The organism is Streptomyces sp. NPDC004539, from assembly GCF_040610055.1.
GTDB lineage: Bacteria > Actinomycetota > Actinomycetes > Streptomycetales > Streptomycetaceae > Streptomyces.
This window is the reverse complement of sequence record NZ_JBEXLS010000011.1, coordinates 313,926-325,627: the sequence shown is the minus strand read 5'-3', so window position 1 is coordinate 325,627 and position 11,702 is coordinate 313,926. Positions and strand designations below refer to the sequence as shown.

The 11,702-nt window shown below is 70.3% G+C and carries 9 protein-coding genes; 6 read left to right on the top strand and 3 right to left on the bottom strand.

Translation table 11 applies throughout. From position 1 onward, the window contains the following. Positions 1–118 precede the first annotated feature (118 nt). A complete protein-coding gene (locus ABZX85_RS24465; RefSeq protein WP_355872306.1) occupies positions 119–1,126 on the bottom strand; it encodes a phosphatase PAP2 family protein in 1,008 nt (335 codons plus the stop codon). 326 nt (positions 1,127–1,452) lie between these two features. On the opposite strand from ABZX85_RS24465, the gene ABZX85_RS24460 reads away from it, so the two are divergent. Continuing rightward, positions 1,453–2,283 (top strand): helix-turn-helix domain-containing protein, encoded by an 831-nt coding sequence (locus tag ABZX85_RS24460; protein ID WP_355872333.1) that lies wholly within the window; start codon positions 1,453–1,455, stop codon positions 2,281–2,283. 95 nt (positions 2,284–2,378) lie between these two features. Here the strand turns inward: ABZX85_RS24460 and ABZX85_RS24455 are convergent, their stop codons facing one another. Further along, entirely contained in the window at positions 2,379–2,771 is a 393-nt protein-coding gene (locus tag ABZX85_RS24455) for a hypothetical protein (RefSeq protein ID WP_355872303.1), read from the bottom strand. A gap of 373 nt (positions 2,772–3,144) precedes the next feature. On the opposite strand from ABZX85_RS24455, the gene ABZX85_RS24450 reads away from it, so the two are divergent. Both ABZX85_RS24450 and ABZX85_RS24445 read left to right on the top strand, forming a co-directional pair. Further along, the gene (locus ABZX85_RS24450; RefSeq protein WP_355872300.1) at positions 3,145–4,725 is read left to right on the top strand and encodes an MFS transporter; all 1,581 of its coding nucleotides are present in this window, start codon (positions 3,145–3,147) and stop codon (positions 4,723–4,725) included. Between the two features lie 374 nt (positions 4,726–5,099). Next, positions 5,100–6,272: an acyl-CoA dehydrogenase family protein gene (locus tag ABZX85_RS24445; RefSeq protein ID WP_355872298.1), complete on the top strand. Its 1,173-nt coding sequence runs from the start codon at positions 5,100–5,102 to the stop codon at positions 6,270–6,272. Between the two features lie 65 nt (positions 6,273–6,337). On the opposite strand, the gene ABZX85_RS24440 is transcribed toward ABZX85_RS24445, so the two are convergent. Further along, positions 6,338–6,775 carry a cell division protein SepF gene (locus ABZX85_RS24440; RefSeq protein WP_355872295.1) on the bottom strand — a complete coding sequence of 146 codons (438 nt, stop codon included), beginning with the start codon at positions 6,773–6,775 and terminating at the stop codon, positions 6,338–6,340. A gap of 683 nt (positions 6,776–7,458) precedes the next feature. Here ABZX85_RS24440 and ABZX85_RS24435 point away from each other — a divergent pair. The 3 genes from ABZX85_RS24435 to ABZX85_RS24425 all read left to right on the top strand — a co-directional run bounded on the left by ABZX85_RS24435 (position 7,459) and on the right by ABZX85_RS24425 (position 11,543). After that, a complete protein-coding gene (locus tag ABZX85_RS24435) occupies positions 7,459–9,351 on the top strand; it encodes an FAD/NAD(P)-binding protein (protein ID WP_355872292.1) in 1,893 nt (630 codons plus the stop codon). Then, positions 9,348–10,184 (top strand): FMNH2-dependent monooxygenase, encoded by an 837-nt coding sequence (locus tag ABZX85_RS24430; RefSeq protein ID WP_355872290.1) that lies wholly within the window; start codon positions 9,348–9,350, stop codon positions 10,182–10,184. Before ABZX85_RS24435 ends, ABZX85_RS24430 begins: the two co-directional genes overlap by 4 nt. A gap of 459 nt (positions 10,185–10,643) precedes the next feature. Next, positions 10,644–11,543, top strand: a complete 900-nt coding sequence (locus ABZX85_RS24425) for a S1 family peptidase (RefSeq protein WP_355872288.1) — start codon at positions 10,644–10,646, stop codon at positions 11,541–11,543. Positions 11,544–11,702: the final 159 nt, after the last annotated feature.

Sequence of the window (11,702 nt, the reverse complement as noted above, 5' to 3'; positions counted from 1 at the left end):
CGAGGACCAGGACGGTACGGCGCCTCCGGTGAACATCTCCTGGGTGAGGAACGGCAGTCCGTGTGGAACGGGGGCCGGCGCCGTCGTCGTACCGAGCCCGGTCGTGCGTACCGTGTGCTCAGCTGCCGGGTCGGGCCGCCGAGGCCGTGCCTCGGGGGAGGCGGTCGGCGTGCGGGGGGCGGCGGCTGCCGATCGGGGTGACCGGGGTGCGCTCGCCGCGCGTCGTGTGGGGGCCCGGCGCCAGGTAGGCCGGGGATCTCGGCGGGCGGGGCATGCCCAGCGGGGGCTTCTCCAGGTCGACGGCCTTGCGGGGGGCCGCCAGCGAGACGGGCACCGTGACCGGCGTCGCCGGCCGGGCGCCTGCCCTGCGGCGCTCGCGCAACCGGTCCCGCAGATCCAGCAGCCAGACCTCGGCACGGGCGATCAGGGGTTCGCACCAGGGCAGCGCGAGGAGGATCAGCAGCCCGGCGGCCCAGCCCAGCAGGACATCGCTCAGCCAGTGTGTGCCGAGGTAGACGGTGGCGAGGCCGACGCCCAGCGAGGTGACCGCGGAGATCGCGGACAGCCAGCGGCGGGCTCGCGGGGTGGAGGCGAGGTAGGCCAGGATGCCCCAGGTCACGACGGCGTTCGCGGTGTGGCCGCTGGGAAATATATCGCCGCCCAGACCCATCTCGTTCGCGCCGATGCTGGTGGCGTAGTGGGGTCCGAGCCGCCCCATGCCGATCTTGGCCGCGCCGACCGTGATGTTCAGCAGCAGCAGCGAGGCGCCGAGAGTGAGGAGCGGGCGCAGGGTGTGCTGGCGCCACGAACGCCAGCCGAGCCAGGCCGCGACCATCACCGCGGTGGGACCACGCTGGCCGAGGACGACGTAGCAGTCCACGAACCAGTGGATCGACGGCCACTGCTGGTAGGGCCGGAAGAACATGACCTGCCAGTCCAGCCGGACCAGCCAGGATGTGATGACGACGAGCCATACGATCGTCAGGTAGAAGGCGAGGGTTCCGGCGAACAGCCCGATCCGGTGCCGGCTCATCCTCGGCACGTTGATGTGAGCAGGCCGCTCCGGCTCACGGTCCAGCCTGGCGAACACCCGGTCCAGGCGGGTGAGGCTTCGTTCGGTACGCACCCAATCGACGTTACAGCGAGTGAGTGTGGATGCTCTGCGAATCCACGGCTTTGTGATGACGATGTGATGTGGGATTCCTCTCAGGATGTGTGAATTTCCTGGGAATCCGCTATCGATCCTGAGCCCTCCTTTAATTCTCTTGATCGTTTCTGATGGTGGTTTATCGTTGTTTATTAATTAGTTCACCGGGTGCTGGGGTGGAATTCGCTCGACGCTCACCGGTCTCCCGGATGCGACGAATGGCTTGAAATGGCCTATTAGGTGGACATGTCACCGCAGCCTCGTAACCATGGCCAGTGATCACGTTCTGGGGGAAACGGGAGGAGATGATCAAGGCATTGTTACGGGGAGATGTTCTGCCACCCACGGAGTGGCGGAACGGGTTCGACCTGTCGGTCCGGTCGTCCGGGCAGGAGCTGTGCTCCGTGGTGTTCGCCAGGCGGGGCGAGCTGAGGGTGACCCAGGCAGGGCGTGAAGCGGTGCTCGGACCGCGGGATTTCACACTGTGCGACGATTCGCGGCCCTTCAGTGTGCGCGTCGGTGGCCAGAGACCCGCCACTGCCGTGCGGGTCCGTGTGCCCCGCGCGGTGCTGCCACCACCGGCAGTGAGGAACGGCCGGCTGCTGGTCGTACGACTGTCCGGCAGGGAGGGGCTGGGGGCGCTGTTCGCCCAGTTCCTCGACAGCGCGACGGACGACTGCGCCTCGTACCGGCCCGCGGACGTGGCCCGGCTGGGGGCGGTGGGTCTCGACCTGCTGATCGCCGTGCTCGCTCACCATCTCGACTCCTGCTCGCAGGCGTCGGACGGGTCCCGCCGGCACGCACTGCTCCTGCGCATCGAGATGTTCATCCACGAGCATCTGCACGATCCGAGCCTGTCGACGCACGTCATAGCCGCAGCTCATCACATCTCCATCAGTTACCTTCATCGCCTCTTCCAGGCCAACGGCACGACGGTCGCGGCGCTGATCCGCCGCAGGCGACTGGAGGGGGCACGCCGTGACCTGACCGATCCCGGACTGCGGGAGACGCCGGTCCACCAGATCGCGGCTCGGTGGGGATTCAAAGGACACGCGGCCTTCACGCGGACCTTTCGCGCCACCTACGGGATCGCACCCAGGGAGTATCGGCACCAGGTGTTCGACTCCGCGACGTAGACCGCTGTCCATGACATGAAAAACTGCCGGTCTGTCCGCGGGGGTCGCCGCGGACAGACCGGCAGCCGGTTCAGCCCTGTGCCTCGGACCGTTGGTCAGCCGGCCCAGACCGCGGTGTCGCAGTAGCTGTCACCGCTGGTCTGGTGCAGACAGATCTTGAACGTGTACGCGGTGCCCTCCACCAGGTCGTACACGCCGCCGTCGCTGGCACGCACGGTCTTGGAGGCGCCGGTACCGCCGGCCTGGACGGTGTAGCGCGTCGTGCCGTTGGGGTTGTAGACGAACAGCTTGGCGGCGTACCCGTCCGCCTCCAGGTCGTCGACGCGGACGATGTCGCCGTTCGCGGTGAACTGGACCCGGCCGCCGGGGTTGCCGTCGTCGGTGTGCATCTCGTGGTCCACGGCCAGGGCCGGGCTTCCCGCGACCAGCATGAGACCTACGGCCGCGATCGGCGTACCGACGATGGTGAGGATCTTCCGTGCACGCATTTCTGTTCCCCTTACGGACGATTGGTCCGGACGCCGAACCCGCCTGGCGTCCCTTGCTCCGTAAGCCTTCCGTGATCACCGGGACACGTCGTTGGCGGCGAGTGCACGGCTCTGTGCGAGGAGTCGACACCCGGTACGGGCGGGCCCGGGTGCCCCTCTCGGGGCCGCCGTGCACGGGAGTGGCATACGCCACACGTGTTCTCCCCGGCGTGTGAGAGGTCCGCCACTTGGACGAGGGACGAACTCGCGTACGCTGCGATGCACTCGCCGTTCGTCTGCGCGGGCCGGGGACGCCGCTCCTCTCCGGCCGAGTCGCGGGGAGTCCCCACCCCGTGAACCCGCCGAACGGGCGAATCAGCTGGGAGGTACGCACATGTCCGGGACGATCACGGCCACGGCTGTGCGCCGACGCTCCGGGGATCAGGCCGGGGCCCAGCGGTGGATCGTCCTCGTCGTGCTGTGCGTGAGCCTGCTGCTGGTCGCCGTCGACGCGACCGTCCTGCATGTCGCGGTGCCCGCCGTCACGGAGGATCTGAAGCCCGGGGCGATCGAGCTGCTGTGGATCGTCGACACGTATCCGCTGGTCTGCGCGTCCCTGCTGATTCTCTTCGGGACGCTCGGGGACCGGGTCGGGCGGCGGCGGGTGCTGCTGCTCGGGTACGCGCTGTTCGGGGTGGCGTCCGCGCTGGCCGCGTTCGCGCAGAGCGCGCAGGTGCTGATCCTCGCGCGGGCGCTGCTCGGGGTCGGCGGGGCGATGATCATGCCGGCCACGCTGTCGATTCTGCGGCAGGTCTTTCCCGACCGGCGGGAGCGGGCGCTGGCGATAGGGATCTGGAGCGCGGTCGCGGCGGTCGGGGCCGCGGTGGGGCCGCTGGTCGGGGGGTTCCTGCTCGAACACTTCTGGTGGGGGTCGGTCTTCCTCGTCAACATTCCGCTGATGCTGGTCAGTCTGCCGGTCGGGCGGTGGCTGCTGCCCGAGTCCAAGGGGGAGAGCGACGGGCCGTGGGACGTCGTGGGCGCGCTCATGGCGGCCGACGGGCTGTTCTGTGTCGTCCTCGGGGTGAAGCGGCTCGGCGGCGGGGAGTTCGGGGGGCTGACCTTCGTCCCCGTCGTGCTCGGGGCCGTGCTGCTCACGCTGTTCGTGCGGCGGCAGCGGCGGCGGCCGTTTCCGCTGGTGGATCTGCGGATGTTCGCGCGGCCCGCGTTCGGGACGTCCGTGCTGTGCATCGTGCTGGCCATGCTGGCGCTGGTGGGGCTTGAGCTGATCGCCGCGCAGTATTTGCAGCTCGTGCTGGGGCTGTCGCCGTTGCAGACCGGGTTGCGGTTGTTGCCGTTGACGATCGCGGCGATGGCCGCGGGGCTGGCCGGGGCGCGGCTGCTGCGGCGGGTCGGGCCTCGGCGGATGGTGTGCGGGGGGTTCGTGCTGACCGCTGTCGCGGTGCTGACGCTGACCGGGATGGGGGGATCGGACAACGCCGGGCTGTTGCTCGGGGGGTTCGTGCTGTTGGGGTTCGGGCTGGAGACGACGTTGTTCGCGGCGTACGAGTCGATGCTGAGTGAGGCGCCGGCCGAGCAGGCGGGTGGGGCGGCGGCGGTGGGGGAGACGTCGTACCAGTTGGGGGCGGGGATCGGGATCGCGTTGCTCGGGAGTGTGATGAACGCCGCGTACAAGCCGGGGGTGGTGGGGGTCGAGGGGGTGCCGGGGGAGGCGTCTGTCGCGGCGGGGCATTCGCTCGGGGAGGCGTATGACGTTGCCGGGGAGATCGGGGGGCCTGCGGGGGGATTGTTGCGGAGGGTGGCTCGGGATTCGTTCGTGCACGGGTTGCATGTGACGTTGCTGGTGAGTGCGGGGTTGTTGTTGCTGGGGGCGGTGATGGCGCTGCGGTTGCCTCGGGGTATGCAGGTGGATGTGCCGGCGCCGAGGGGGGTCTGCCCACCCGCGCGCCGCCCATGACCGTTTGTCGGAGGGGGGCGTTTCTTGTGGGGGTGGGGCGCCGTCGGCGGCGGGGCGGTGGGTTTGGGGTGCGGAGGGTGTGGGGGGTGGTTCGGGGGTGTGGCCGGGTGCGGGTTCGTTGTGGCTTGTCGCGCAGTTCCCCGCGCCCCTGGAAGAGCTTGGGCTGGGCGTCGTTCTTGGGTTTCCCGGGTGTGTCCCGTATCGCGCGGCGGTAGCCGCACATGGATACAGCCCCGCGCCCCTCAGAAGACTGGGCTGGGCGCCGTTCTTTGCTTTCTCTGCGTGGCCTCGTTCTGTGTGGGGTTGTTGGGGTGTCAAGGTGGGCGTAGGTTCGGTGTGTTGGGTGGTTAGCGGTGCTAGTTTTAGGAGGAGTCGTGGGGACGTTCGACGCTGGTGATCTGCTGGGGATCGACGAGTTGTTGTCGGGGGAGGACCTGGCTGTGCGGGAGACCGTGCGGCGGTGGGTGGGGGAGCGGGTGTTGCCGGGGGTGGCGGGGTGGTACGAGGCGGGGGAGTTGCCTCAGGTGAGGGAGTTGGCGCGGGAGTTGGGGGCGATCGGGGCGCTGGGGATGTCGTTGGAGGGGTACGGGTGTGCGGGGGCCAGTGCTGTGCAGTATGGGTTGGCCTGTTTGGAGTTGGAGGCGGGGGACTCCGGGATTCGGTCGCTCGTGTCGGTGCAGGGGTCCCTCGCGATGTACGCCATCCATCGGTTCGGGAGTGAGGAGCAGAAGCGGGAGTGGCTGCCTCGGATGGCTTCCGGGGAGGTCATCGGGTGCTTCGGGCTGACCGAGCCCGATCACGGGTCCGACCCCGGGTCGATGCGGACGTACGCGAAGCGGGACGGTGCGGACTGGGTGCTCAACGGGCGCAAGATGTGGATCACGAACGGGTCCGTGGCCGGGGTCGCGGTGGTGTGGGCGCAGACCGAGGCGGGGGTGCGCGGGTTCGTCGTACCGACCGATACGGACGGGTTCTCGGCGCCGGAGATCAAGCACAAGTGGTCGCTGCGGGCGTCGGTGACCAGTGAGCTGGTGATGGACGACGTACGGCTGCCGGCGGACGCCGTGCTGCCGGAGGTGGTGGGGCTCAAGGGGCCGCTCAGCTGTCTGTCGCACGCGCGGTACGGGATCGTGTGGGGCGCGATGGGCGCGGCGCGGGCCTGTTTCGAGACGGCCGTGGAGTACGCGAAGACGCGCGAGCAGTTCGGGCGGCCGATCGGCGGCTTCCAGCTCACCCAGGCGAAACTCGCCGACATGGCGGTCGAGCTGCACAAGGGGGTCCTGCTCGCCCATCACCTGGGCCGGCGCATGGACGCGGGCCGGCTGCGCCCGGAACAGGTCAGCTTCGGGAAGCTGAACAACGTACGCGAGGCCATCGAGATCTGCCGCACCTCGCGCACGATCCTCGGTGCCAACGGGATCTCGCTGGAGTACCCCGTGATGCGGCACGCGACGAACCTGGAGTCGGTGCTGACGTACGAAGGCACGGTGGAAATGCACCAGTTGGTGCTGGGCAAGGCGCTCACCGGACTCGACGCCTTCCGCTGACCTCGCGGACCTGAACCACCTCGGACCTGAACCCCGAGGGGGCAGGGCCGGTGAGCGGCCCTGCCTCAGCTCTGGTTGAAGAAGCCGTCCGTGCGGTGGCCGCCGGGGTCGCCGTTGACGATCTCGGTGTGGGCCGGGGTCAGCAGGAACACGCGCGTGGAGACGCGCTCGATCGAACCACGCAGCCCGAAGATCAGCCCGGCGGCGAAGTCGACGACGCGCTTGGCGTCGGCGGCCTCCATCGCCGTCAGGTTCATGATCACCGGCACGCCCTCGCGGAACAGCTCGCCGATCGCGCGGGCGTCCCGGAAGCTGTCCGGGGTGACCGTGCCGATCCGGCGGCCCTTCTCCTCGGCCGTGTCCGTGGCCACCTTGACCCGGGGGTCGGTGACCCAGGCTTCGCCGGAGTCGGTCCCCTCGGAGTAGTCGTCGTCGTAGTAACGCTCGTCATCGTTGTCGTCGACGAGGCCAAGCCAGGCACTCGCCTTGCGCACCGATCCCATGGACGCCTCCTCTCACAGCGGTCTGCTTGCTATCCGCAGGACCCATGGTCGTCCATGATGCGGATGTCGCGCCAAGTGGATAGACGCCGCGCGGGGGGTTTGTGACGGTACTGGTGCACAGCCGATTCGTCGAGAGTCCAAGCGCCCCAAGGGTCGTAGCGTGTACGGATGCTGACTGAGAGTGAAATACGATTCTTTGTGGCGGACGGGTGACAAGCGGTGCGTACGGGTGAACGGATAGGACCGTTCGGGCTCGGTCCGGACTGATTGTCTGTCTGCGTACGGGTGCTGACTGGGTGTCAGGAGGGGGTGCGGGGTGAGGGGAGGCGCACGTGTGAAGGCGTGGCGGAAGGCATCGGGAGCGCCCCGGCGGAGGCCGTGGGGCGGGTGGCGGTCAGCTCAACAGGAACAGGACCACACGCGACCGAAGTCGATGTGGGAGCGGGTGACCAGCCACTGCTGCGGATGCATGGGCCAAGTGGAACAGGTCTCCGGATACGAGTCAACCGACCTGAGACGAACCGCTCACAGTGTGGACGACCTTGACAGCGAGGGGAAACGCGGTCGTACTCTCGGGGTGCGGCCCTGCTGAGGGGCTCGGCCGCGTCGGCGCCGCGCGGCGCCCCGTGTGAAGGCAACCGCCACCGCCCCCTGCCCGGGGGATTTCCGCCACGGAGCCTTCCATGTCTTCCCTCGTCATCGTCGGCGCCGGCCCCCGAGGGGTCGGGCTGATCGAGCGCATCGCCGCCAACGCACCCGAGCTGTACGACGGTTCGGGCCTCGACATCCACCTCGTCGACCCGCATCCACCGGGCGGCGGGCGCATCTGGCGTGCCGCGCAGTCGCCACTGCTGTGGATGAACTCCCACGCCGAGGACGTCACGATGTTCACCGACGAGACGGTGAGCATGGCGGGTCCGGTGCGGCCGGGGCCGACCCTGCACGAGTGGGCGGGCATCCCCGGCACCACCTTCGCCGACCGGCAGCTCCAGGGGACCTACCTGGGCTGGTTCTACGAGCAGGCCGTCGCCGCGCTGCCCCCGGGGATACGCGTGCGGCATCACGCGCGACGGGCGATACGGCTCACCGAGGGGGCGGACGGGCGCCAGGAGGTGTGGCTGGAGCGGGGCTCCGGGGACACGGAAGGGGGCGGAGTCGAGGGCGTGGGGCGCGGGCACGACGTCCTCCGCGCCGACCTCGTCGTCCTCGCGCTCGGGCACCTCGATGCCGAACTCGACGACGAACAGCGCGCGCTGGCGGCGTACGCCGCGGAGCACGGGCTCGTGCACCTGCCGCCGGACTTCACGGCCGACAGCGACCTGAGCGCCCTCGAACCCGGCGCGCCCGTCCTCGTGCGGGGGTTCGGCCTGGCCTTCGTCGACCTGATGGTGCTGCTCACCGAGGGGCGGGGCGGGCGGTACGACGGTGAGGTGTACGTGCCGTCGGGGCGGGAGCCGGCGCTGTACGTGGGGTCGCGGCGGGGTGTGCCGTACCGCTCGAAGATCGGGTACGACCTCGTCGGCGAGCGCCCTCCGCTGCCCCGGTTCCTCGGACCCGGCGAGATCGACGAACTCCTCGCGCGGCCGGGCGGGTTCGACTACCGGCGGGACGTGTGGCCGTTGGTGGAGAAGGAGTTGGGGTTCGCGCACTACCACCGGCTGTTCGCGGCGCATCCCGGGCGGACGGCGATGGACTGGGCCGAGTTCGAGGAGAAGTACGCGGCGGGGAGCGGGGCGGACCTGGCGTCGCTGGTCGCCGAGGCGGTGCCCGACGTCCGGGACAGGCTCGATCTGGCCCTGCTGGACCGGCCGTTGGAGGGGGAGCGGTACGGGTCCCCGGAGGAGTTCCAGGACGGGCTGCGGGCGCATGTCGAGGGGGATCTGGCGCGTCGTCACGATTCCTCGTTCAGCCCCGACCTGGGCGTCTTCTTCGGACTGCTGTCCGTGTACGTCCAGTTGATCCGGCTGGGCGGTGGAGTCGCGTCCTCCTGGCACGGGTTCTTCAGCTATCTCGCGTCCGGGCCGCCCGGTCCCCGGCTGCGGCAGATGCTCGCGCTGTCCCGGGCCGGGGTGCTGCGGTTCGTCGGCGGGGAGATGGCGGTGGCGGCGGAGGACGGGGTGTTCCGGGCGTCGAGTCCCAACGTTCCCGGGGCGGTCGTGCAGGCGCGGGCGCTGGTCGAGGCGCGGTTGCCGGAGGCGTCCGTGGGGCGGGCGCTCGATCCGCTGCTGCGGGGGCTCGCGCGGGAGGGGGCGGGGGAGACGGACGCGGGGCTGCTGCGGGTCGATCCCCGGGACGGGCGGGTGCTCGACGCGCAGGGGCGGGCGCATCCTCGGCGGTTCGCGCTCGGACCGTATACGGACGGGAGGACGCCGGGGGCGTTCACCCGGCCGCGGACCGGGGGGCCGGCGTTCCGGCAGAACGATGCGACGGCTCGGGCGGTGCTGGGGTTCTTGGGTGAGGGGGGTGCCGATGCCGGTCTCGGTGCCGGTACCGGTGTCGATGCCGGGCTCCGTGCTGGTGCTGGTGCCGGTCTTGGCTCCGGATTCGGCACCGGCTCCGGCGAGGTGGCGGAGTGAGCGTCTCCTGGGGGCTGCCGCATCTCGCCGCCGCGGTGGACCTGCCGGAGGGGGAGGACTGTGCGGAGCTGGTGCGGCTCGCCGAGCGGGGCGGGCTGGACTTCGTGACGCTGGGGGGTGCGGGGGACGTCGTGGGGGTGCTGGCCGAGGCGGCGGCGGTGACCCGGCGGGTGGGGCTGGTGGCGATGTCCGTGGAGGGGGCGGCCGTCGTCGGGCTCGACCGGGTGAGCGGGGGGCGGGGCGGCGGGCTGGTGGAGGAGGAGAGTTGTGGGAGCGGTTCCTCCTTGTTTCCGGGGGCGGTGGAGTGGCGGGCGGAGGCCGGGGCGGTGGGTTCCGGGTGTCCGCTGCGGGTCGTGGACGCCACCGACTCCGCCGCGTGGGACGTCGCCGCGCGGTACGGGGACGTCGCGCTCGTACGCGTCGCGGGCGCCGGGGAGGCGCGGGCCGTACGGGAGCAACTGCGGGCGCGGGCCGGGGAGTCGGGGCGGGACCCGGACACCCTGCGGGTGCTGGCGGCGCTGGTGATCGATCTCGGCGAGGGGGAGTGGGCCGCCGCACCCGGGCACGGCGGGGGCGGGCCGCGGGCGAGTGCGCGGGGGCCGATGTACCGGGGCGGGCCGGTCGATCTCGCCGAGCTGATCGCCGGGTGGTACCGGGAGGGGGCCGTCGACGGGTTCCATCTGACGCCGGTGGAGCCGCGCCGGGATCTGGAGCGGCTGGTCAACGGGACGGTCGCGCTTCTGCAACACCGGGGGCTGTTCCGGACCTTCTATCCGGGGACGACTTTGCGGGAGCACCTGGGGCTGGGGCGGCCCGTGCAGGCGTCGGGGTGAGGCCGTAGGGGTGGTGCGGAGCGCGCGGAAGGGGTGGCTCCGGGGGGTGTTTTCGGCCGTACCCCGGGGACGCGCAGGTGTGGGGCGTGACCCGGGTAGATGCGCGCCGGGGCCGGTCGGGTCGGGGCCGGTGGCGGGTGGGTGCGGGGGTGCGGTTCAACTGGGAGTTAGGGGTTCCGGGGAACCTTTTCGGGGCCCTCGTCGTCGTAGAGAAGGGGAAGTTGGCCTGAAACAGCTCATACCTCACAGTTTCAACTCCGGTTCTCGGCCGAAAGGCGCTCTTGCGTCGGGCGGGTGGTAAGGGAGCCCTTGCGCCGACCGTCCGGTCGGCCGAATACTCCTTCCTCAGCGCTTGTCAGGGGCATGAATCCCTGATTTCACGAGCGGATCATGGCTCTGGCTGCGCCTCACGGGCCCCGACCCCACGCGGGCCCCCGGCTTCCCGGGAGGGAACGAAAAGTGAGGAACAAGCGCACCACCCCCACCACCCACAAGAGACGGACTCGCATGGTCGCCCTCGCGGCCGGGTTCGTCGCCGCCGCCGGCTTCGCCGTCCCCACCGCGAACGCCGCCGACGCGCACACGTTCAGCGCCTCCGAACTCAGCGGCGTCAACAGCTCGGTGCTGAAGTCGAACATCCCGGGCACCGCCTGGGCCGTCGACCCGGCCACGAACCGGGTCGTCGTCACCGTCGACAGCACGGTGTCCGCCGCGGAGATAGCGAAGATCAAGCAGGACGCGGGCGGCAAGGCCGGCGCCCTCACGATCAAGCACACGCCCGGCAAGTTCAACAAGCTCATCGCCGGCGGCGACGCCATCTACGGTGGCGGCTACCGCTGTTCACTCGGCTTCAACGTCGTCAGCGGCAGCACGTACTACTTCCTCACCGCCGGCCACTGCGGCGAGGTCGCGTCGACCTGGTACTCCAACTCCGGCCAGTCGACCGTGCTCGGCACGAACGTCGGCTACAGCTTCCCGACCAACGACTACGCGCTGGTCCGGTACACCAACAGCTCGGTGACCAAGTCCGGTACCGCGGGGAACACGGACATCACCAGCGCGGCCAACCCCACCGTCGGCACCACGGTCTACCGTGACGGCTCGACCACCGGCATCCACAGCGGCCGGGTGACGGCCCTGAACGCGACCGTCAACTACGGCGGCGGTGACATCGTCTACGGCATGATCCAGACCAACGTCTGTGCCGAGGGCGGCGACTCCGGTGGCCCGCTGTACTCGACGAGCGGCATCGCCTACGGGCTGACCTCGGGCGGCAGCGGCAACTGCACCTCCGGCGGGACGACGTTCTTCCAGCCGGTCGTGGAGGCGCTCAACGCGTACGGTGTGAGCGTGTTCTGATCGTTCGTCAGATCACCCGTCGGATCTGCCGGCCCCACCCGGCAGCTGTCGGCCCCACCCGACAGTTTCTGACTCCTCCCGCTCCTCCCGCTTCTCCTGTTCCTTCTGGCTCCTTCGGTCCGAGTGCACCGGGCCCGGCGCTTCGAGCCCCCGTACGCA